Consider the following 23,518-nt stretch of genomic DNA (forward strand, 5'->3'; position numbering starts at 1 on the left):
GCCAATGCATTGAGTACAAATATGGAATACACAGATCCAGACCAGATTTTACACGAAATATCCATACAAAACCATGACTACTTTAAAATAGATAAGCAGCAGAAAGACCAAGTTTACTGGCCAGTAAACGACAGCCCCGTTCTCTATGGCCATGGATTCCACTGGCCCGATGGCAAAGCAAGACTGCAAATCGTAGAAGATGGAATCCTGTTTGAAAGAAAGCACAACACCGATAACCTAACCAATACCTTCGTCGCTTTCTTAGAAGAGGAAGAATTAGCCTAATAAAGGAAAAAACTAAGCCAAAGAAATATTGGCTTAGTTTTTTCTATACTATGCAATAGTGTATTACTTATTCTTTGTACTCAATCGAGCATGAACATCCTTCATGTGACGGCTGATGGGTATATGCTGAGGGCATAGGGTTTCACAGACATTACATGAAACACAGGCAGATGCTCTTTTCCCTTCAGGTAAAAAATTGTTATAGGTATGGGAAGGCAGATCAACATTGCCATATATATAGGTGTCGTTATATAGCGAAAAGTTTCTAGGAATATCGACACCTGCAGGACAAGGCATACAATATTCACAAGAGGTACACTGCACCTTTGTCAGGCTTCTATACTGTTCTGCTACCCTATGAACCATATCCAATTCTTGAGTAGTCAAACTAAGGGGCATTGCATCCTCAACAATACGGATATTTTCCATGACCTGTTCCATGGTACTCATACCGCTGAGAATAACAGAAACCTGGGGGAAGTTGCAAAGCCATCGCAGGGCCCAATCTACAGAAGATCGCTTTTGATCTGCAGCATCCCAGATCTTTTGAATGTTTTCAGGTGGATTCATAGCTAACTTTCCACCCTTTAGAGGCTCCATGACCACCACTGCCACATTACGTTCAGCAGCATATTGGAGTCCTTTTAAGCCAGCTTGATAGTTTTCGTCCATATAATTTAATTGAATTTGACAAAAGCTCCAATCATATGCGTCAAAAATTTCTTTGAATACAGGAAATTCGTCATGAAAAGAAAAACCAGCATATTTAATTCTTCCATCGGCCAAGGCTTTGTCAAGAAAATCTAAGACACCAAGATTTTTTACTTTATCCCAGGATTCCTGATCCAGGGAATGGAGCAGATAAAAATCAATCCAATCTGTATCCAGTCTAGCCAATTGCTCATTGAGGTATTTATCAAAATCTTCATAGCTGTTGGCTAACCAAACAGGCAGCTTTGTTGCCAGTTTTACCCTTTCACGATAGCCATCCTTCAATGCTTTTCCTACCAACTGTTCGCTATTTCCTTTGTGATACGGATAAGCTGTATCAATATAGGTAGTGCCATGGTCGATGCCATAGCGGAGCATTTCAATGGCTTTTTTCTCGTCAATTTTAGCACTGTCGCCATCTAGGATCGGTAGACGCATACAACCAAATCCCAACATTGGAACTTCAAAATCTAATTTCCCAAACTTTCTGTACTGCATTACAATCCCTCCGTTTTCTCAATCATCACAAAGAGTTCACACGTAAACCGATAAATCTCAAATTAATTATAGCGGATAAATAAAAGAAAGTCATTAAGGTCAAGCTGATTATTTGTAAAAACTAGGAAGTTCATGTTATGTTCTGAAATGAGAAATAATACAGTAAGAATTCTTTTTCATGGAATAACAATATGATAAAATGAAAAGGCAGTATAGGATAGGACCAAATCGATGAAAAACCTCTTTAAAGGATGGATACTATGGATATTTATTATATTGATCGAAAAACTGGTGAAAAACGCAAAGAAATTGTGGCAGGTGATCGTTTTCTGCGATGGATTTATGACACCAGCATAGGCAGCTGTTTACTGGAAACTATCGTAAAGAAAAAGATATTTTCTACGATTTATGGAAAAATGCAGGATATGCCATTTAGCAAGAGAAAAATAGAGGGTTTTATCTCTGCCCTAGGGATTGAAATGGAGGAGGCAGAGCGAGAACGTATAGAAGAATATGAACACTTTAATGATTTTTTTTATAGGAAACTAAAGAAAGAAGCTCGACTTGTTTGTAAAGACATGGACTGCTTGGCTTCCCCCGCTGATGGGAGGGTTTTGGCCTATGATAAGATTGATATTCATCAAGTGGTGCAAGTAAAGGGAATCTTCTATCGATTGAATGAACTTTTTCGAGATGAGGAGATGGCATTGTCTTATCAGGGAGGGACTTGCATTGTTATTCGATTGTGTCCAGCAGACTACCATCGTTTTCATTTTCCGGATAGTGGAATACCAAATGCAAGCAAACGAATAGAAGGAATGTATTACTCTGTAAATCCAGTAGCTTTAAAGAAAGTAGCTGAGATTTACACACAAAACAAAAGGGAAATTACGCCCTTTTATTCCGATCATTTTGGAGAAATTGCGATCCTTGAGGTAGGTGCAACCTGTGTAGGTTCTATTATACAAACCTACATACCTCAGAAGCGGGTTTATAAGGGGCAGGAAAAAGGATACTTTAAGTTTGGAGGGTCTACGGTTATTCTATTTTTACAACCAGGCAGAATTCAAGTAGATGAGGATTTGCTCAGAAATACGGAGGCCGGTTTTGAGACCAAGGTAAATATGGGAGAATCCTTGGGGAGAGTTGGCAGCGGGAAATAAGGCTGTGTTCATATCTAGGAAAGGATGATGACCATGTTTGATTATCATGTACATACTTCATTTTCAAATGATTGCAGGATGCCAGTGGAAGAGGTAGTAGAGCGGGGAATCTCATTGGGGATCCAGGAGATCGCCTTTACGGATCATGTAGAACTCAATGTGTGGAGACCAGGGGATCTGGTAATGGATGATTTGTTTGATGCGGATAGCTATATAGAAAAAATGCAGGCAATCCAGAAAAAATATAAGGATCGAATGAGGATTAAAATTGGAGTTGAGATGGGACTGCAATTGGAGGAAAAAGAGCGAATCAATCAATTGGTTTGTCAGTATCCCTTTGATTTTGTCATTGGTTCGAGCCATACCATAGAGGGTCATGATCTTTATTATGGCAAATTGTTTCAGGAAAAGACGAAAGAAGAGGCCTATGAAAGATATTTCTCAGAAGTTTTAAAAATCGTCAAAGAAATGGATTGCTATAGTGTCTATGGACACTTGGATTTGGTAAGACGATATGCACTAAAATCTTATGAAAATGTGGAATTAGGAGAACAAGACAGAGAAATGATTCGAATCATTTTAAAGGAGATTATTGAGAAAGGTAAAGGCATAGAGGTGAACACATCCGGATTTCGCTATGGATTGGGAAGTACCAACCCAACAGAAGAGATTTTAGAACTATATAGAAGGATGGGCGGAGAAATCATTACAGTGGGCTCTGATGCCCATAGGCTGGAGCATATTGGCTTTAGAATCAGAGAAACTTATGCGTTGCTTAAGGAGATAGGTTTTAAGTATATTACTGTATTTGAGAAAAGGAAACCCCAATTTATAAAATTATAGTAGAAATAATCTGCAGGGATAGGTTGAATATAGACTTAGAATCACATATAATGAATTATGGATCAAATAATCGAATAACTTGTTAGGTGAGGCTCCTATGGAGATAGATGCTGCTGCCCAGAAAAATCGAGAGATTCCAATGGGTCAACAGATATGATCGGGAAGGTCATATTTAACGTAGCTGACGAAGGGTCAAAGCTCTATAGTGCTAAAGCTCAACATAGAAGAATGAAATTCTCTACTGTTGGGTAGAGAATTTTTACTGTGAAGAAATAGTATTGCAGGGTGAATGAAGTTTGTGCAATAAAATTGCTTTAAAGGTAGGTGATGGTAGTGGATTCGAGTCCGTTACCGAATAGTAAGAGGAGAAAACTAAATAGCAGAGAGCTCTTCATATTACGATGAGATCAACCATAAGCCAATGAATGGTTAAGTCCTTTCCCTTCATAGAAGGTTACTGATTTGGTGAAGCATTTGTAAAATCGTATGATGAAGAGTTGATTTTGCTATGCTTTAAAATCAAATCATAAAGAAGGGAAGGAAGGATATGATTCAAATTTATAAAACGATTCAAGATAGATTACAGAGCCTAGAAGAGATGGAAGAAGGGGTATGGATCAATCTGGTAAATCCCACCGAAATCGAAGTAGAAGCTGTTAGCGATAGATTGAAGCTTGATCCAAGCTATATCAAGGCTGCCTTGGACGAAGAGGAACGAGCCAGAATTGAGATTGATAATGGCTGTATTTTGATTTTAGTGGACGTTCCCATCGTGGAAAAAACAGAGAACTCTCAACTTTTTTCAACCATTCCTTTAGGAATTATTCTATATAGTGATAATATCATTACGGTATGTACGAAGGAACTGAGTATTTTGAGAGATTTTATTATAGGTCATGTAAAATCCTTCTTTACTTTTAAAAAAACGCGATTTATTTTACAAATCCTTTATAAAAACGCTACCTGTTATCTTCAGTATCTAAAGCAGATTGATCGTATGAGCAATCGCATTGAACGAGAGCTCCATAAGTCTATGAAGAACAAGGAACTAATCCAACTGTTAGAATTAGAAAAAAGCTTAGTTTACTTTTCTACATCACTAAGATCCAATGAGATTGTAATGGAAAAGATGCTAAGACTAGAAGCCATTAAAAAATATCCTGAGGATGAGGACCTATTGGAGGATGTAATCATTGAAAACAAGCAGGCTATTGAAATGGCCAATATCTATAGTAATATCCTCAGTGGAACCATGGATGCATTCGCTTCTGTGATTTCCAACAACCTAAATATTGTGATGAAAATTTTGACATCCATTACGATTGTAATGGCGATCCCCACCATGGTGGCAAGTTTCTTTGGAATGAATGTTATGGTACCGTTGGCGAAAAATCCCTATGCTTTCTCTATTATCATAGGTATTTCGGCTCTGTTAGCCTTCATTTCTGCGTACTTTATGGCCAAGAAAAAAATGTTCTAACATATATATAAAAAAGATGATGAACCGGTTCATCATCTTTTTTATATATATGTAACGGCTTTGCCTTAAATATCCGATGCAGCAGTGTTAGAACTGGGAAGCTCTTGTACCATGTCGTGGACCACTTGATTGAAAATGTCTACAAGGGCAGGATCAAACTGAATACCAGCCATATTGTTAATTTCAGCAATGGCTTGCTCTACAGCTAGAGCCGATCTATAAGATCTATGACTTGTCATGGCATCAAAGGCGTCGGCAATGGCGATGATTCGAGCTCCCATAGGAATGGACTCAGCGGATAAACCTCGGGGATACCCATTGCCGTTATACCATTCATGGTGATAACGAATCATATATTTGATTTCTTGAAAATCTTCGATAATATCTAAAATCCGATAACCCTTCTCTGGGTGTTCCCGAACGATTTGTAATTCTTCAGGGCTTAGTTTACCATTTTTGTTTAAAATATATTCAGGAATACCAATCTTGCCGATGTCATGCATAAGAGCGGCTGCTTCAATACTATCAATGTCTTTTAAAGAAAGGGCAGAAGCGATGGCAACACTGTACTTTGCAACTCTTTGGGAGTGCCCCCTGGTATAGGGATCTTTGACCTCCAGGGCTGTGCTGAGGGTTTCTATGGTACGAAGGTAGTTTTCCCGCATTTGAAAGGTTTTGTGATGAATGTTGGAGGACAGCTTGTTGATGCTCTTAGCCAGAATTTGAAGCTCATATACCCCCTGTTCCTCCATTTGCTGAGAATAGTTCCCATTGGCTATGTTTTGTATAGCATTTACCGATTGTTCAAACTGAAAGGAGAGCTTTTTGATTACACGGTAAACGACGTAAGAACAGAACACAACAGACAGTAAGCTAATCAAAGAGATATTTCTAAACAATAAATATTTTAGGCTTATAAAGTAATCTACGTTTATGTTTACATCATAGAAGGCAATGATGCTATCTTTAAAACCGCGAATGGGATAAAGATATGAAATATATCGATGGTCCTTGACGGTATGATGGTGCTCGTAGGTTATATCATTTGGGATGAATTGAATAGATGCCCCATTGCCTATGTAATCCATTAAAGGAGCCAATACTTCGTCATCGACCTTTCTACCGAGAATGAGGAAGCCTTTGGTTCCAAGAGAACCATCATTATTTGTGACAGGAGATATAGTAACGATATAAAGCTCTTGACCAAACAACATAAAACTAGAAACAGGTTCACCAGTTTTCAGGGTTTGCTGAAATAAATCCATGTTTTTAAGTTGATTTTGCAATGATTCATCACCATAGAATTCGTGATAGTTGTAGATATCTGAAGTAAGATATACCATATCAATATTAAAAGGCGAATGAAAAAGATATTCTGTAATATTATCTTGAATCCAAGAGATGTTGTGAGCTTCCAAACCAACGATTAGATCGTCCCAGTATCCATATTCTACTGCTTTGGCACTTAGATTTCGTGTAGTGTTTTTAAAAAAAACATCCATGGTACGGATACGATTATTGACAATGTAGTCCAGGGTATCTGCTTCCGTACGCTGCAAAGGGAGTACAATCCCAATCAAAGTGAGGATCGCAGATATGAGAATGCAGAGCAACGTACAAATTAAGTATTTATGAGTTAATCGCATAAAGGGTCTCCTGAATTTAATCTGTTGTCGAAAAAAGTAAATGAAGCTATTACTAATTATACCATGATTTTCATCAAAAACCTATTGTGCTTGCTTCAATAGGTTGAAAACTTCTATCGCTCTATTATTCGTATTCATGAAAGTATTTTTATTTGTAAATCGTGATGAATAGAGGGTTTAAAGATCCTATTTTGGTGTATCTATAGTATTGAAAAGATATTAAAGCACAGAAGTGAACAGCGTAGAATAAAATAAATGGAAAAAATAAACTAGAAAGGGGTATTTTGGATGATTATTAGAAACATTATGTTGAAGCGAGAGAATCTTTTAGTGCTAGAGAACAGTCAAAAGGTACAGGAGGCTTTGGAAAAGATTAAATCTGAAGGTTATCTTTCCCTACCGGTTGTAGAGGATAATCGGTTTATAGGTTGTATTTCCGTCTATGATATTTATCAGAAATACTATGAAAAGGATGATGCCGCCAGAAATGAATTTTTGAATAGCACCCTTTCTGATCATGTAAAAACAGATATCCCGATTTTACAAGCCAAGGATATTGTAGAAGACGCTTCCTTACTGTTCTCAAATAAAAATATTCCATTTATTCCCGTAGTTGATGACAAAAGTGCATTTTTAGGTATTGTAACGCAGAAGGCCATATTCAGCGCTTTTACCCGACTTCTAGGGAACGGCAGGGGAACGAGACTAACCATACATACGCCAGATTTTAAGGGAAGAATATCAAAGTTAGCAAAGGCTATTAAAAATGCCGAGGGAAATATTATTAGTTTAGCAATCAATGATCCTGATGCCAAAATGGACATTAAGGAGATTATTGTACGGCTCGAAGCAAGCAATATTGAGAGAGTAAAAGAGTTCATAGAGAAAAAAGGATTCAAGATCGTAGAAATAGAGTAGCACCTTAAATTTGGACCGTCCAATGCTGGGCGGTCTTTAAAAATGGGACTTTTTTCCTATAGATGAAAGGGTCATTTTTTTACGATGATTATAGTGATATAATATTTTCATAAATGGGCGCAAGATATGGGAAGGAAGATTTTTCATGGCAAAGGAAATGGACTTAGAAGAAAAAATCGTTCGAAGAAATAAAATACCAATTCTCCCTTTCGATCAAGAATGGAAAGAAAATTTTGGGATTCATCAGACCAAAACTATGGAGGAAATCTCAAAAGAGATTATGGAGAAGGTAAATGAAGAAAAACAAGGGGAGCATCAGATACAACGCTTTCGGAAAAAAAAGAAACAATTGATGAATAAAATATTGGAGTTATCAAACGAAGCAAATACAAGCAACAATGATCAAGCATTGGTTCAGTTGGAATCTGCAAAAGATGAGATATTGAGAATCAATGACCAATTGGATGAATTGCAATATCAACAGGAAATCCTTCCGAAGGAGATCGAGAAGCTCAATTTTGATTTGTTGAAGGAGACCATTGCATTGGCTTATGAAGATATTAAGGAAGGCAGTGAACGTTCAAAAACGGTGATGGAGGAGATACTAGAGCTCAGAAAGCAGTTGACAGAAAAATGGGATGAGAAAATAAGTTTGGAAAATCGCGTCAATTCCTTGTACTCCTATTTACATAATACTTTAGGTCATGAGGAAACAGACAAACTAGATCGAATGTTTTTATAGTACGTAGTCAAGACTACGTGCTTTTTTATAGCATAAGAAAGTGTACTTTCTTATGCTATAAAAAAAGCAGGGGTGCAGGGGAAGAATTCCCATGCCGCAGTCAGAGGGCTGTTCAGGCTGCTTTGCAGCCGTCGAAGGGGAACTAGATTCCCCTGGCGAAGCATACGAAGTATGCATTTTATAGGAAGGAATTCACAAGAAAAAATAGAAGTATAGACAAATTAGATGGTTCATAATCTTATTTAGATTTGGGTATATATAGGACTGTGATAGGAATAAATATTAAAGGAGATAAGGAGGGGCTGGATGATTAAGGGGATAGGTATTGATATTATCGAGATTGAAAGAATTGTTCAAGCCATTAATAGAAATAATAAATTCCTAGAAAGAATTTTTACGGATAAAGAGATTGCCTATTTTAAGTCGGCTAATGGCAGTCAAAGCAGTATTGCAGGAAATTTTGCAGCTAAGGAAGCTGTGGTGAAGGCCATCGGAACAGGGATTCGCGGTTTTAAATGGAGAGATATTGAGGTTGAAAGAGATTCTTTAGGAAAGCCAAGTATTCAACTGTATAATCAAGCAAGGGACATCGTCGGGGAGAGGGGAATCGATGAGATTCTAATTACTATATCCCACAGCAGGGACTATGCTGTAGCCCAGGCGATTGCCATAGGAAAAGAATAAGGTAAGGGGAGAAGGAAAGCATATGAAGGTTGTGGATGGTATTCAAATGAAAATGCTGGACCAGACGGCCATGGAAGAGTATAAAATTCCAGGGATCATCCTAATGGAGCAGGCCGGTATGGCTGTAACTGAGGAAATTATGAAAGAAATTCAACGACAGGAAAATAAAAGGGTTATGATTATCTGTGGCCTTGGGAATAATGGTGGAGACGGCTTTGTGGCGGCACGACACCTTTTTCAGCGAGGAATTCCTGTTAAAGTCAGGATTATTGGGGATATTGCAAGACTGAATGGAGATGCTAAATCTAATTATGATATCTTGAAAAAACTCAAGACAGATATAAAAACAATGTTAGATTTCCAAGACATACAAAAACTTTCAGATGAATTGGCCCATAGCGGTATTGTCGTGGATGCCATCTGCGGAACTGGTTTGAATAGAGGTGCGGACGGGCTATGGAAAGAACTGATTCGTGTGATCAATCAATGTGGCAAGTATATTTTATCCATTGATATTCCATCTGGTGTATCTGCTTCGACGGGAAACATCTTAGATACTGCTGTGAGAGCAAACAAAACCGTGGTATTACAACTTCCAAAGGTCGGAAATATTAATTTCCCAGGAGCAGATTATTCTGATGAAATGATTGTGAAGGATATAGGCATACCCAAAGAAGCAATAGAGAGGAACAATTTAAATATCAGCCTGATTACGGAAACGATGATAAGAAATATATTGCCTAGAAGAAAAAATGATACCCATAAGGGGAATTATGGTAAAGCTTATATTGTAGCAGGATCTATGGGAATGACGGGTGCAGCTATGTTAACCTGTGAAGCTGTTTTCAGAAGTGGAGCTGGACTGTTAAAGGTAGCTATACCCCAGAGCTTGAATAGTATTATGGAGACCAGGCTTATTGAGGCAATTACTGTACCTCTGCCTGAATTGAAGAAGGGAGTCGTAGGCATTAGTGATATCGAAAAAATTATTAAGACCATGAAGGAAAGCGATGTCATAGCAGTTGGCCCTGGAAGCGGACAGACAAGAGAACTGGAGGAGGTGCTGCGAAATATTTTTGAGGAGGCTACAATTCCAATTGTGTTGGATGCAGATGCTTTGAATTCTTTAGCCCATAGGTTGGATATGTTAAAACTGTTGAAGTCTACAGCCGTATTAACACCTCATATAGGAGAAATGGCGAGATTAATCAATATTCCTATTGAGGAGATTCAGCGAAATAAGATTCAGATTGCTATGGAATTCGCTCAGAAATGGAAGGTAATCCTTATCCTAAAAGGAGCCAGAACGGTGATCGCATCCCCAGAAGGAAAGGTCTTTATTAATACCACAGGAAATCCAGGTATGGCCACCGCTGGTAGTGGAGATGTGCTAACAGGTATTGTCACAGGGTTTCTAGCCCAGGGAATTCAGCCCTTAGAGGCAGCACTTGCAGCAGTTTACATGCACGGCGCAGCCGGGGATCGGGCAGCGGTTCGCATCGGTGAATATGGATTGATGGCAGGAGACATTGTAGTTGAGCTCCCCCATGCAATCAAAGAAATTGTTGGAAAGTAGGAGGAATGAGAATGAAAGCAAAGGATATAATGAACAGGAATGTGATTACGGTTCATCAGGATATGACTGTTGATGAGGTGGTGAAAATACTTTTAGATCATAGAATTAGCGGTGTTCCTGTTTTGGATGAAACGGGAAAGGTGATTGGAATTGTATCAGAAACAGATCTGATCTATCGAGAAAAGAATCTTCATATCCCAAGCTTTATTTCTATACTTCAGGGAATTGTTTTTCTGGAAAGCACCAAGGATTTGGAACAGCAAGTGAAAAAAATGGCAGCTTACAAGGTGAAAGATGTGATGACAAAGAATGTGATCACTGTTTCAGAGGAAGCGGATTTAAACCGTGTGGTGGATATCATCATCGATCAAAAAGTGAATCGGGTGCCAGTTACAGATCATGAGGGAAAGCTGTTAGGAATCATTACCCGTTCAGATATTTTAAAGCATATAATTTAATTTCTAACGTAAAGATTAGTATAGCAATCTTTACGTGGAGGGGTTTAAATTGAAATACCATAAAATAGTTTTTATAATGGTAATCGTTGTGATATTATTTGGTTGTGGGCCAAAGACGGATCAAGAGTTATTTTATGATGTTCAAAAGATGATTAATAGGATTGATAGTTATGGCTGTGAGGCTGAAATTACAGTGAAAGGCAATCTTAATCCTGAAACATATATCGTAAAGCAATGGTTTCGTAAGCCCGACAAGTTTAAACTGGAGGTAGTCAAACCAGATAGTTTGAAAGGTAAAATAACAATATATGACGGGCAAAAAGCGAGCATCATTCACCCTCAAATCAATCAGGTATGGTTCATGGAGAACTTTCAGCATTCTGATGAACAAAATATGTTTTTAGGCTATTTTTTGCAGAACTATCTTGAGTCTGAAAATGTAGAAATTCATCGGGAAAAAAAGGAAGAAGAAACGTATTTGGTCATTGATACGGAGATTCCAGGAAACCATGTTTATTTTCATATGCAGAGATTATGGATAAATGTAGATAGGATGGAGCCCGCATTGCTTCAGGTTTTCGATGTGAAAGATCAGCTAAGGATTGAAGTGAAATATCTTAACTTTCAGTACAATCCCAAATTAGAAGATCAGCTCTTCACAATCAAGGAAAGCTTGATGAAGTAGGAAGATCTAGCAAAAATATACCGATGAAATGTGTGAACAACAAACCAAGGAAGAAGGGGGCGGCAATTTATGCTGACACTAGACAAAACAAGACCTGTATGGGCGGAAATCAATCTGGATAATCTGGTCCATAACATGAAGGAAGTAAGACGGAGTGTAAAAAAAGACACATTGGTTACTGCTGTGATCAAGGCTGATGGGTATGGCCATGGAGCTGTGGAAATTGCTGAAACGTTGCTGCAAAATGGTGCGGATCGTTTGGCGGTGGCCACTTTGTCCGAAGCCTTAGAATTAAGGAAGATTTATAAAACCGTACCGATTCTAGTGCTGGGCTATACCCCTGAAACAAGTGCAGAGGATGTGATCCTTCATGACATTATCCAAACGGTTTATGACCTAGAGCAGGTGGAAGCATTTTCGAAAAAAGCAGATGCCCTCAATAGAGAGATAAAAATTCATATAAAAATTGACACGGGAATGAGTCGTTTAGGTCTTCAGCCAGATATTGCCACAGTGGAAATCATAAAGAAAATTGCTCATATGCCGAAAATTATATTGGAGGGGATATTTACCCATTTTGCTGTTGCCGATGAAGTGGACAAGACCTTTACCAATGGGCAATATGAAAAATTCGTGAATCTTTGTGGTAGGCTGGAAGAGCAAGGTATTTCCATACCTATTAAGCATGTGTCTAACAGTGCTGCAATTATTGACCTTCCAGATATGAACTTAGATATGGTACGGGCAGGAATTATGTTGTATGGATTATATCCATCTGATGAGGTGGATAAAGAAGAGATCAAGCTAAAACAGGTTATGACCTTGAAGGCGAAAATCTCCCATGTAAAGGAATTAGAGGCAGGACGAGGTATCAGTTATGGTTTGAAATACGTAACCCGTGGGAATGAAAAAATTGCTACACTGCCCATTGGATATGCCGACGGATTTACAAGAATGTTATCAGGTAAGGCAGAGGTAATCGTAAAAGGGCATAGGGTACCCGTAGTAGGACGAATCTGTATGGATCAGTGCATGATTGATGTATCGGGTATAGCAGACGTAAAACGTGGAGATGAAGTTATTCTTTTTGGTGGACATGGCAATGATTTTATTGCTATTGATGAAATTGCCAGCAAGCTGGGAACCATCAATTATGAAATTGTATGTATGATGGGCAAAAGAATTCCAAGGGTTTATGTAAAAAATAATGAAATTGTAAAAATAAAAGATTACGTTCGCGGTGAAATCTTTTAGAAAAGAGTATAAAAAAGTGGTTATATTGACACACTTATAGTGAATAGTATATAATTGAGTATATATTTATATATATACTATTATGGAATACTATGTCTTTTTTATGAAACCACAGAAGCTTAGATGGCACCTGGACGGTTATAATTGTGATATCAAAAATATTTTTTAAAGTATCTTAGGAGGTGCCTGCATGGCGGAGTCCAAGAGAATTATCATTAGTTTGCCTAATGCTCTGTTAGAAGAGGTTGATCATATAGTAGAAATTGAAAAGCGCAATCGAAGCGAATTTATTCGGGAAGCAATGAAGCTTTATATAAGAGAAAGGCAAAAAATTGAGATTCGAGATAGGATGAAAAAAGGCTATCGAGAGATGGGCGCGCTTAACTTGGCTTTGGCAGAGTTCGGATTGGATATGGATATGTGTACGCTAGAGAACTACGAAGCAAAGTTGGCGGAGTGTGAGTAGCGTGCTTGTAAAAAGAGGAGATATTTTTTATGCCGATCTAAGTCCTGTAATTGGATCCGAGCAAGGTGGCGTACGACCGGTCCTGATCGTTCAGAATGATGTAGGAAACAAGTATAGCCCTACTGTGATTGTAGCAGCAATAACCTCCCAAATCAATAAAGCGAAATTGCCGACACATATTGAAATAAGCGCCTCTGAATATGGGCTGACAAAGGACTCTGTTGTGTTGTTAGAGCAAGTAAGAACCATTGACAAAAGACGCTTAAGGGAAAAAATTGGTCATTTTGATGAAGAAAAGATGAATAAAGTAAATGAAGCCCTTTTAATTAGTTTAGGATTGGTGGAATTCTAGGTGGTTGATATTCAACCGCCTTTTTTAATGAACGTTTTTAGCGTATGGGATAGATATTTAATAAATATTGTGACATGATCGTAGGAATTGGCGCCGTTCCATGGTTTTTATTCCTATCCAGCGGACCGACAGAGTCGTCGGTCCCTACCAAAACAATGATGTTTGTATTTGTGTAGGGTCGGACGACCCTGTCCGACCGTAGGGTTCTTAATCTCGTTCTCAACCCTATACGGTGTCATCTGTGGTCAACGGGCGATTCGTGAATCGCCCCTACAACCGTAACCTTGCGGCGCAATTTTCTACAACTTTATCTGCTTTGAAATACAAAAACATCTATGGGATATGTAATAAAAAATTAATAAAACCTTTCGCAGATTCAGAAAGCTTTTAAGAAGGATTTGTGATAAAATATAGATGAGTTTCGTCATGTTTATCTAAGGAATGATAAAAACTTTCCTATTTCCCAGGAAATAGACAAAGGAGGACAATCTATGTGGAAAAAAGTTAGAAATAGCAAAATTTATGTAGCGCTATTAGGTGCAGCAATCTTATTTACTGTATCAACGCAAGTAACAAAAGCCGGTTATCTAAATCCTGGTACATCTGAAGATCCTATTGTAACCCAGAGTTATGTGGAGAAGAGAAACGAACAGCTAAAATACTACATAGATCAAAAAATTTCGGAGATGGGTGGTACTCCATCTAGTGGGTCTCAAGCTCCAGCGGCATTTCAAGTGATTGAAGTAAATAAAGGACAAATTGTTATTGGACAAGCTGGCACAGAAATGATCCTACGTTCTGGTACAGCGAAAGCCATTGCAAGTCAATCTGGGGGATTATCAGATTTAACTGCAGGAAAAGACCTGAAGTCTGAAGAAAATGTGCCCTTGAACCATCTTCTTTTAATACCTCGAGATGATGGGAGAGGCCTTGCAATTACTTGGGATAAAACCTTTATTATGGTCAAAGGTGGTTATGAAATAAGGTAATTTTTAAAAAAGCTGCACCCAGAAAATGCTTATAGAGTAAATTGGGAAGCACACGAAGTGTGCTTTTTTTATGGCATAGGGAAGTACACTTTTTCAATGATATTAGTATAGTATCTTATATTCTTTGTAAAGAATTGAAGTAGAAATAAGGTATGATGAATTCAAGAACACAGTGATTGGCCAATGGCGCATAGAATGCAAAGTCATCAAAAAGTAAAATCCCAAAATCATTGGAGGCAAAAATGGAAGAACGGAAAAAAACTGCCAATACAATTCTCATCGTTGTCGTATTGACCTTCCTAGCCAAATTTATTGGCTTTTTTCGAGAAGCCCTTCTAGGAAGCCGCATAGGGGCAAATATGGCTTCGGATGCTTACATCATGGCCTTCTATACCACAATCAGTAATTTTATCAGTATTGGGACAGCGATTACGATTGCTGCCATACCTATTATTGTAGAGCGACTTACTTTAAAGGGCAAGGAGGAGGCCTTCGCACTTTCAAATCAACTATTGAACATGATCTGCTTGTTTGCCTTAACCTTCATAAGTATTAGTTACTTTTATGCAGAAAAAATTATGAGCTTTCTGGCAAAGGGATTTGAGGAAGAAAAATTGATATTGACAATAAATTTGGCGAAAATAATGCTTCCTGCCCTATTATGCATCTGCATTACCTATGTTTTTGTATCATTACTTCAATCTCTTGGCATATTTACCATTACCTCATTTATCAGTGTGCCAGCAAATATAATCGCCATAGGATTTTTACTTCTCTATGCAGAGCGGTATGGGGTACAAGGATTGGCATATGTGACCTTGGTCGGCTGGATACTCCAGTTTGTGATTCAAATACCATTTTTGCGTAAGGCAGGATTTCGATATAAGCTATCCTTCAATTTTAAGGATGAACTCATAAAGAGATTTTTTAAAATTATTGTACCCATTACGGCTGTAGCTTCAGTAAATCAGATCAATATGCTATTGGATGAAATGCAAGCATCAAATCTCCACCATGGTAAGGTTTCTGCCCTATATTACGCAGGTATGCTATATCTATCCATCGCTAGCATTATGGTTTATGGCATTAGTGCTGTCATGTTTCCCAAGTTTGCAGAGAAAGCAGTGAAAATGGAAAAAAGGCAGTATGGATTGTTTGTTACTTCAATTATAAAACTGTTGATTTTTGTACTTCTTCCGATGACCATCGGTATAGGTTTGTTAAGCAAGCCACTCATCCGCTTAATCTTTGAAAGGGGAGTCTTTGATCGAGAAGCTGCTGTTACAACGGGGATAGCTTTGGCCCTTTATGCTTTTGGGATGATAGGATATGCGATACAGGATGTAATTAACAAAGCCTTCTACGCCCTCCAAGATATTAAGATACCCGTAAAATTTTCAGTTTTGATGATGGGTCTCAATTTTCTCTTAAATGTAGTATTGTCGAGATTCTATGATGTGGCAGGAATCGCATTTGCTACTACCAGCGCCACAACTTTGGGTGCCATTGGACTGATGATAGCCTTTAAGGGAAAGGTTGGAACGTTTGGAGGCAGAAGATTATTGAAGAGCTTGATAAAGGTTGTATTTGCATGTCTTTTCATGGCAGTTAGCGTAATATTGACGGGTATGCTGATGGATACATACTTTACAGGAGTGAGTTTAAGTAATAAGATAATGAGAGTGGGAATTCCAAGTTTTGTAGGTATTTTGGTCTATGCTGTGGTTACCTTGCGAATGAAGATAGAAGAGGCGGAGTATGTATTTAACAATTTTATTTATCCCGTGATAAGCAAAATAAAAAGAAAATCCTTGATATAAGATGAATGAAGGGTGTGACAAAATGAAAAAAAATGGTATTATTCTTATTATTCTTATGATAGGTTTGGTTGTCTCTTCATTGACTGCCTTCGAAAGAATTTCCATTGAAGGACAGAACAAAACTGTAGATATAACTGTGGACTATTTGGAGATTGAAAAGCTCGCAAAGCAATCTGACCATGATATGAAGTGGTGGTTTAGCCAGTTCAAGGATATGGGTATTCGATCGGTGGCTTTAAATGAAGAAAGCTTTGAAACCCTATTAGAAGAGAAGAAACCCATCCGGCTTGAGATTGTTGGAAATATTTTGGGAGCGTTGAACTGGCAAGAAAAATATCCAAAGAGTGTGGTGGATTATCTAAATAGTACAGATGTAGATGATTATGATATGGTGGTTACAACAAACGACCAAGGATTATACCAGTTCATAAAAAGTGCTTTGGATGATCGATATGATCCTAAGAAGATCAAGCTATTTTCTGAGGATAATACTTATGTTTTTGTTTTGGATGGAGACATCAAAGATGCTCTTTTTACTCAGAAAAGGACCCTTATAGACCAAGAGAGTAAGCCTTATAAAGAGGAAACGCTGCTATTCGGTTCTCAGCTAATGCGCCTTTCCTTGGGGTTGGATCCTGAAAAAGTAAATATTGTCAAGGCAAGTGGTTTGGAAGTACTTCCAAGACCGTATAATTACCAAAGCTGGTCAGGAAAAGATTACGTGAAGGCTGTGTTGGCAGACTATGAGAGGCTTGGTCTAAATCCAAAGTATATGATTTTCGGTGGAAAGCAGGTTCTTGGATATCCTGGGGCTGTTGGAATGACAGAATCTTACATGAAGAAGAATGATGTGAAGCTTGGACTTATAGAAAGCACAGTTCAAAGAGAACATATAAAGCAGGATGGTTTGGAAGAGTTGGCTAGAAGCCTTGATTATAATAGCGTGAGAATCTTTTCTGTGCCTCCGTATATACAAAAAAGATTTAAATTTTACAATTATGAGGGAGCAGAAGAAATTGAAAATACCCTTTATCGAGCAATTACGGAGCGAAATATCCGCTTGATCTATTTTAGACCTTTTATGAAGGATGATCGTGTGTATATTACCGACATCAAAGAGTATGAAAAGACCTTTGATAGTCTAAAAGCAAGAATTGCTGAGCATGGTATGACTTTAGGGCAGGCCAGTGTGATGACGCCTAATCGGTTAAACATATGGAAAAAGATTACCATAGGTTGGGGAATTGCCGCTGGTGTAGTACTTCTAATTTCTAACTTCATTGTTTTGAATAATAAGTTTAAATATGGTTTACTCAGCATTGGAATGATTGGCGTTACTGGAATGTGCTATGTACTTCCTTCATGGGCTGACAAAATATTGGCATTGACAGCTGCCGTCGTATTTCCATCTCTAAGTATGGTTTATCTCTTTAAGCGATGTAGACAGTATTTTGACAATAAAGATAAAAATCCTGATTTACTTCGTGGTTTATTGATAGGAATAAAGGACCTCATCTTGACATCGGCCATATCATTTATGGGTGCTCTTTTTGTTGGCAGTACCCTTTCGGATATTGAGTACTTACTAGAAATGGACATTTTTAGAGGGGTGAAGGTAGCCCAGCTTTTACCGATCGTCGTATTCGGTTTGATCTATATCATATACTTTGGATATAAAAGGAAGCCTGGGGAGAAAATGAAATCCCAGCTGCCTATAGCAGATATCAAGCGTTTACTTTTTGACGATATAAAGATCATCTATGTCGTAGCTGGAGCAATCGTATTGGCGGCTGGTTATATTTATATCGCTAGAACAGGGCATGAAACCAATATTCAACCATCTACCTTTGAGATGATTACAAGAAATCTGTTGGAAGTTAAGCTATTGGCTCGACCAAGAACGAAGGAATTTTTGATCGCCTTCCCAGCAATCATCGTTGCAGTATATGCAGCACGACACCGATATAGGACGATTATGTTTTTGGCTGGATTGGCGGGAATTATTGGACAGACCTCTATTGTAAATACCTTTAGTCATTTGAGAACACCCATGTACCTTTCTGTTATACGAACGATTTATGCTTTAGGGTTTGGTATTCTTTTGGGAGTTGGCTATGTAGTTGTCCTTGAAATTGGCATAAGATTATTAAGACTTGTGAGAGGTGAAAAACTTCATGGCTAAGATTGTAATTTCTGGTTACTATGGGTTTAACAATATCGGAGATGAATCTATTCTAACATCTATCGTGAGCAACCTTAAGCAATCTATTCCAAAGGCTGAGATCACAGTGCTATCCGTGAACCCCCAGAGTACAGAGAAAAAGCATGGTGTGAAGGCGATCAATCGTAAAAAAATTATGCAAATCCTCCAGGAGATCAAAAACTGTGATCTTTTAATTAGCGGAGGTGGAAGCCTTCTTCAAGATGTAACCAGTGGTAAGAGCGTTAGCTATTATCTCGGAGTGATTATGATGGGGCTTTTGCTAAAAAAGAAGGTCATGATTTACAGTCAAGGTATTGGTCCTGTCAATAGAGGCTATAATAGAATGCTGGTAAAATATGTGCTGAACAAAGTGGATTGTATCACTGTAAGAGATGAAAAGTCCATGGATGAGTTATTGAAAATGGGTGTAGACATTCCCCCAATTTTTGTTACAGCTGACCCTGTCATTGGATTGGACAAGGTTCCCTTGGAATTGGGTAGAGAAAAGCTGATCCAGGAAGGATTAGAAGCTGACAATGGCAGATCTCTTATTGGATTTGCCATACGGGGCTGGAAAAAGAACGACAAGTTAAAGGCGGTGCTTGCCAAAACCGCTGATCGGTTAATTGAAGAGCTAGATGTTCAAGTGGTCTTTATACCCTTTCATTATGGGGAAGATATTCGTTTTATGGAAGAAATAGAAAAAGAAATGAAGCAGCAGGCAGTTTTTGTGAAACATAAATATGATGTTCGAGAGATGTTGGGAATTACAGGAAATTTGGATTTATTGGTAGGGGTGAGACTGCACTCCCTCATTTTTGCAGCTATTATGAATGTTCCTATGATTGGTATATCCTATGATCCCAAAAACGATAGCTTTATGGCGTCTTTAGAACAGAAATGTTTGTGTAATGTGGAAGAGCTTACCTTTGAAGATTTACTGATTGAAATAGAAGCAAAATGGGCCAATCGACATGAAGAAAAAGAGATTCTTAAAAAGTGTGTGGTGAGCCTAAAGGAAAAACTGTCTTTAAATGAAAAACTGGTCCATGATCTTTTGGTGGGTGAGGTGATAAGATGAGGAAGCAAGTAAGGATTATGGGTGTTCCTGTAGATCAGGTAACCCTTCATGGTGCCTATGATAGCTTCCAAGGCTTCATCGATGGGAGTGATTGTCGCATCATCGTTACGCCCAATACAGAAATCGTTATGGAAGCCCAAAACGACCCTTCTTTATTGAACGTAATCGAGGATGCAGATTTGGTAGTACCCGATGGGATAGGTTTGATTTATGCTTCTAAGATCCAGGGAACAGGATTAACGGAGCGAGTGACAGGTGTAGACCTAATGTTAAAAATATTGGAGTATTGTCACCAGCATCAGAAACAGATCTTTCTATTAGGAGGCAAACCAGGGGTTGCAGCGAAGGCTGGCGAAAACATTGTGAAGAAGTTTTCCAATATTAAGATCGCAGGGGTTAGAGACGGTTATTTCAATCCAGAGGATGTGCCAGATATTTTAGAAGAGATCAATAACAGTAGAGCAGACATTTTGTTTGTGGCCTTAGGGGCGCCTAAACAAGAGAAATGGATGCATCAATACCGTAATGCTTTAAAGGTAAAGGTGGCAATGGGCGTTGGTGGCAGTGTAGATATCTGGGCAGGAACGGTGAAAAGAGCTCCAGAAATTTATCAAAAACTAGGATTGGAATGGTTCTATCGATTGATGAAGGAACCATGGAGATACAAGCGAATGATGGCGTTGCCAAAATTTATGATCAAGGTACTGTTGAGCAAAAAATAAAGCTCAGCAGTATTTTTTTTGATAAAGCATGCTTTTATAAGAATAAGGATATGCTAGTTTGTAGATATTCTGTTTAATTTGTGAGTGGAGAGGATAAATAATTCATTTTGGGTATATATAAAAAGAAAATTGATATCATGCACAACTATGATATAATAATTGAGGTGAAATCATGAGGGAGCGCTTTAAATCTTCCGTACTAGTTGATTATCTATTGATCACAGTGGGAACCGTGATTATGGCTTTTGCCTTGGTATTTTTTTTAGAACCAAATACCATAGCACCTGGAGGTGTAACTGGCTTAGCTATCGTCATTCAGAGAGTTTCTGGAATTCCTATTGATATAACCAATCTAGCAATTAACATACCTTTGTTTATATTAGGATTGGCCACATTAGGGAGATACTTTGGACTAAAGACAGCCTTCGGAACCTTTATCTTGTCGGTATTTATCAGAGCGTTTATAAATATAATGGGGCCAGATTATATTGCTGTGAAGGATTTACTTCTTGCGTCCTTATATGGTGGTTTATTGGTTGGTATAGGCATAGGATTGGTATTTAAGGCGGGTGGTACCACAGGTGGGACTGATTTAGCTGGTGCCATACTGAATAAGTACATACCGAGTATCAGTATCCCAAAGCTTATGATGGGCTTTGACTTAGTAATCGTTGCAGCAGCGGGCATCGTAAATAAAAGAATAGAGACCTCACTATATTCTATCATTGCCCTTTACATTTCTGTAAAGATCGCCGATTTTATCGTAGAGGATTTGAACTATGCTAAGGCATTCTATATCATTTCCAATCGCCCCCATGAAATTGGCAGTGAAATCTTGAAAAATTTGAATAGGGGTGTCACAGTACTAAAAGCTCAGGGGATGTATACAGGTAGTGATAAAGAGGTATTGCTTTGTGTGGTCGATAGGAATCAAATGACAAAGCTAAAGAATATTGTTCATTCTATTGATGAGAATGCTTTTGTAATGGTAACCACTGTCCATGAAGTCCTAGGAGAAGGATTTTTGAAATAATAAATTAGGAGGGATTTATTTGGCAAAGGTAGATTATGAAAAATTGAAACAAGTTGCCACGGAAATACGTAAAGATATTATTCGTTCTGTACACGCAGCAGGATCTGGTCATCCGGGCGGGTCCTTATCGGCAGCTGATATTTTGGCGACTTTATATTTCCATAAGATGAAGGTGGATCCACAGAATCCTAAATGGGAGGATCGGGATCGATTTGTGCTTTCTAAGGGCCATGGGGCCCCAGTGCTTTATGGGACCTTGGCAGAGAAAGGATTCTTCCCAAAGGAAGAACTTCTGAAACTAAGACATGTGGATGCCATGCTTCAAGGCCATCCAGATATGAAAGGAACACCTGGTATAGAAATGTCCACAGGCTCTTTGGGGCAGGGATTTTCCACCAGTATAGGAATGGCACTGGCGTCTAAGCTAGACAAAAAAGATAACCGTGTCTATGTGCTATTAGGAGATGGAGAAGTACAGGAAGGTATTGTTTGGGAAGCCGCTATGGCTGCTGCACATTATAAATTGGATAATCTTACAGCTATTATGGATTTTAATGGCTTGCAGATTGATGGTTGCACTGAAGATGTAATGTGTATCAATCCTATTGCCGACAAGTGGCAGAGCTTCCGTTGGCATGTTATCGTGATTGATGGTCATAACTATGGAGAAATTGTAAAGGCGTTAGATGAAGCAGAAGAAACAAAAGGGAAACCAACCATGATTATTGCAAAGACCATCAAAGGAAAAGGTGTTTCCTTTATGGAGAATCAGGTAGGCTGGCACGGAAATGCACCGAAGAAAGATGAAGCAGAAAAAGCCCTTGAAGAACTAGGAGGTGCAAGATAATGGCAGAGAAAATCGCAACGAGAGAAGCCTATGGAAAGGCCTTGGCCAAACTAGGAAAATTAAATGAAAAGGTTGTTGTATTGGACGCAGATTTATCTAAATCTACAAAGACTGCGGATTTCCAAAAGGTATTCCCAGAACGGTTCTTCAATATGGGAATTGCAGAACAAAATCTAATGGGTACGGCCGCAGGCTTTGCTGCAGCAGGCAAAATTCCTTTTGCAAGCACCTTTGCAATGTTTGCTACAGGAAGAGCTTTTGAAATTATCAGAAATTCCATCTGCTATCCTAAGATGAATGTAAAAATCTGCGCTACCCATGCAGGAATCACTGTTGGGGAGGATGGAGCGTCCCATCAAGCCTTAGAGGATTTGGCGTGCATGAGAGCAATCCCGAACATGGTGGTAATCAATCCAGCTGACGCAGTTTCAGCAGAACAAGCTGTTTTTGCTGGAGCAGAGCATTATGGACCAGTATATATGAGGTTTGGAAGAGCTGGTGTCCCTGTGATCTATGATGAAAATACCTTTAAGTTCGAGATTGGAAAAGGGATTCAGCATGGGAATGGGACCGATGTGACCATTATTGGAACAGGTATCATGGTGGCAGAGGCTCTTGAAGCAAGAGATATTTTAGCTCAAGAAGGCATTCATGCGAGAGTCATTGACATGCATACCATTAAGCCCATTGATCAAGAGATCATTATCAAAGCTGCAAGAGAAACAGGTGCCATTGTTACGGCAGAAGAACATAATATCATAGGAGGATTAGGGTCTGCTGTGGCTGAGGTACTGGTAGAGAACGCTCCAGTACCGATGAAGAGAGTAGGTACTCGAGATACCTTTGGTGAATCTGGAAAGCCTAATGATTTGATGAAGAAATATGGATTAACAGCGGGACACATTGTGGAAGTTGTAAAGGAAGTTTTAAAGCTGAAATAGATAAAAAGAAGAGCATCGGTTGATGCTCTTGAGACTGTTGACAAAGTCCACCCGAAAGGGTGGATATTTTTTATGTGTCAAAAAGGGATTACGAAGTTAATGTAGAATATATAAAGTGAGG

Annotated in this window: 23 protein-coding genes and 1 riboswitch; of the genes, 21 read left to right on the forward strand and 2 right to left on the reverse strand. The window is 38.6% G+C overall.

The features are described 5' to 3' along the window. Positions 1-285: hypothetical protein (locus HNQ80_RS24200; protein WP_184313582.1), on the forward strand; the 285-nt coding region annotated here is incomplete at its 5' end. Between the two features lie 63 nt (positions 286-348). On the opposite strand, the gene HNQ80_RS24205 is transcribed toward HNQ80_RS24200, so the two are convergent. Further along, positions 349-1,494, reverse strand: a complete 1,146-nt coding sequence (locus HNQ80_RS24205) for an aldo/keto reductase (protein ID WP_184313584.1) — start codon at positions 1,492-1,494, stop codon at positions 349-351. A gap of 260 nt (positions 1,495-1,754) precedes the next feature. Here HNQ80_RS24205 and HNQ80_RS24210 point away from each other — a divergent pair, with 260 nt between their 5' ends. From HNQ80_RS24210 to HNQ80_RS24220, 3 genes are all read left to right on the forward strand, one after another. Then, on the forward strand, positions 1,755-2,657 hold the full coding sequence (locus HNQ80_RS24210) for a phosphatidylserine decarboxylase (RefSeq protein ID WP_184313586.1): 903 nt from the start codon (positions 1,755-1,757) through the stop codon (positions 2,655-2,657). 33 nt (positions 2,658-2,690) lie between these two features. Beyond that, complete coding sequence (locus HNQ80_RS24215; RefSeq protein WP_184313588.1) at positions 2,691-3,500, forward strand: histidinol-phosphatase HisJ family protein; 810 nt, start codon at positions 2,691-2,693, stop codon at positions 3,498-3,500. Positions 3,501-3,571: 71 nt separating this feature from the next. Next, positions 3,572-3,734, forward strand: a riboswitch (M-box (ykoK) riboswitch). Positions 3,735-4,047: 313 nt separating this feature from the next. Continuing rightward, a complete protein-coding gene (locus tag HNQ80_RS24220) occupies positions 4,048-4,980 on the forward strand; it encodes a magnesium transporter CorA family protein (RefSeq protein ID WP_184313590.1) in 933 nt (310 codons plus the stop codon). A gap of 65 nt (positions 4,981-5,045) precedes the next feature. On the opposite strand, the gene HNQ80_RS24225 is transcribed toward HNQ80_RS24220, so the two are convergent. Continuing rightward, entirely contained in the window at positions 5,046-6,626 is a 1,581-nt protein-coding gene (locus HNQ80_RS24225) for an HD domain-containing phosphohydrolase (RefSeq protein ID WP_184313592.1), read from the reverse strand. Positions 6,627-6,914: 288 nt separating this feature from the next. On the opposite strand from HNQ80_RS24225, the gene HNQ80_RS24230 reads away from it, so the two are divergent. The 17 genes from HNQ80_RS24230 to HNQ80_RS24310 all read left to right on the forward strand — a co-directional run bounded on the left by HNQ80_RS24230 (position 6,915) and on the right by HNQ80_RS24310 (position 23,397). Then, entirely contained in the window at positions 6,915-7,544 is a 630-nt protein-coding gene (locus tag HNQ80_RS24230) for a CBS domain-containing protein (RefSeq protein WP_184313594.1), read from the forward strand. A 145-nt stretch (positions 7,545-7,689) separates the two neighbouring features. Then, the gene (locus HNQ80_RS24235; protein WP_184313596.1) at positions 7,690-8,286 is read left to right on the forward strand and encodes a hypothetical protein; all 597 of its coding nucleotides are present in this window, start codon (positions 7,690-7,692) and stop codon (positions 8,284-8,286) included. Between the two features lie 306 nt (positions 8,287-8,592). Beyond that, positions 8,593-8,970: a holo-ACP synthase gene (gene acpS / locus HNQ80_RS24240; protein ID WP_184313598.1), complete on the forward strand. Its 378-nt coding sequence runs from the start codon at positions 8,593-8,595 to the stop codon at positions 8,968-8,970. 22 nt (positions 8,971-8,992) lie between these two features. Beyond that, positions 8,993-10,546: an NAD(P)H-hydrate dehydratase gene (locus HNQ80_RS24245; RefSeq protein WP_184313600.1), complete on the forward strand. Its 1,554-nt coding sequence runs from the start codon at positions 8,993-8,995 to the stop codon at positions 10,544-10,546. Positions 10,547-10,557: 11 nt separating this feature from the next. Next, on the forward strand, positions 10,558-11,004 hold the full coding sequence (locus HNQ80_RS24250; protein ID WP_184313602.1) for a CBS domain-containing protein: 447 nt from the start codon (positions 10,558-10,560) through the stop codon (positions 11,002-11,004). A 49-nt stretch (positions 11,005-11,053) separates the two neighbouring features. Further along, positions 11,054-11,689: a LolA family protein gene (locus tag HNQ80_RS24255; protein ID WP_184313604.1), complete on the forward strand. Its 636-nt coding sequence runs from the start codon at positions 11,054-11,056 to the stop codon at positions 11,687-11,689. Between the two features lie 69 nt (positions 11,690-11,758). Further along, positions 11,759-12,943: an alanine racemase gene (alr, locus tag HNQ80_RS24260; RefSeq protein WP_184313606.1), complete on the forward strand. Its 1,185-nt coding sequence runs from the start codon at positions 11,759-11,761 to the stop codon at positions 12,941-12,943. Positions 12,944-13,133: 190 nt separating this feature from the next. Then, positions 13,134-13,409, forward strand: coding sequence for a CopG family ribbon-helix-helix protein (locus HNQ80_RS24265; RefSeq protein WP_184313608.1), 276 nt, complete (start codon positions 13,134-13,136; stop codon positions 13,407-13,409). Position 13,410: 1 nt separating this feature from the next. Next, positions 13,411-13,761 carry a type II toxin-antitoxin system PemK/MazF family toxin gene (locus HNQ80_RS24270; RefSeq protein WP_184313610.1) on the forward strand — a complete coding sequence of 117 codons (351 nt, stop codon included), beginning with the start codon at positions 13,411-13,413 and terminating at the stop codon, positions 13,759-13,761. Between the two features lie 491 nt (positions 13,762-14,252). After that, positions 14,253-14,750 (forward strand): hypothetical protein, encoded by a 498-nt coding sequence (locus tag HNQ80_RS24275; protein ID WP_184313612.1) that lies wholly within the window; start codon positions 14,253-14,255, stop codon positions 14,748-14,750. 242 nt (positions 14,751-14,992) lie between these two features. Next, entirely contained in the window at positions 14,993-16,570 is a 1,578-nt protein-coding gene (gene murJ / locus HNQ80_RS24280) for a murein biosynthesis integral membrane protein MurJ (RefSeq protein ID WP_184313614.1), read from the forward strand. Positions 16,571-16,592: 22 nt separating this feature from the next. Continuing rightward, positions 16,593-18,752: a DUF5693 family protein gene (locus HNQ80_RS24285; RefSeq protein WP_184313617.1), complete on the forward strand. Its 2,160-nt coding sequence runs from the start codon at positions 16,593-16,595 to the stop codon at positions 18,750-18,752. Then, complete coding sequence (gene csaB / locus HNQ80_RS24290) at positions 18,745-19,854, forward strand: polysaccharide pyruvyl transferase CsaB (protein WP_184313619.1); 1,110 nt, start codon at positions 18,745-18,747, stop codon at positions 19,852-19,854. Before HNQ80_RS24285 ends, csaB begins: the two co-directional genes overlap by 8 nt. Beyond that, positions 19,851-20,576 (forward strand): WecB/TagA/CpsF family glycosyltransferase, encoded by a 726-nt coding sequence (locus HNQ80_RS24295; protein WP_184313621.1) that lies wholly within the window; start codon positions 19,851-19,853, stop codon positions 20,574-20,576. The genes csaB and HNQ80_RS24295 overlap by 4 nt, the downstream gene beginning before the upstream one ends. A 172-nt stretch (positions 20,577-20,748) precedes the next feature. After that, positions 20,749-21,609, forward strand: coding sequence for a YitT family protein (locus HNQ80_RS24300; RefSeq protein ID WP_184313623.1), 861 nt, complete (start codon positions 20,749-20,751; stop codon positions 21,607-21,609). Positions 21,610-21,628: 19 nt separating this feature from the next. Continuing rightward, on the forward strand, positions 21,629-22,456 hold the full coding sequence (locus HNQ80_RS24305) for a transketolase (protein WP_184313625.1): 828 nt from the start codon (positions 21,629-21,631) through the stop codon (positions 22,454-22,456). After that, entirely contained in the window at positions 22,456-23,397 is a 942-nt protein-coding gene (locus HNQ80_RS24310) for a transketolase family protein (protein WP_184313627.1), read from the forward strand. Before HNQ80_RS24305 ends, HNQ80_RS24310 begins: the two co-directional genes overlap by 1 nt. Positions 23,398-23,518 lie beyond the last annotated feature (121 nt).

It is taken from the genome of Anaerosolibacter carboniphilus, assembly GCF_014205875.1.
In the GTDB taxonomy this organism is placed as follows: domain Bacteria; phylum Bacillota; class Clostridia; order Peptostreptococcales; family Thermotaleaceae; genus Anaerosolibacter; species Anaerosolibacter carboniphilus.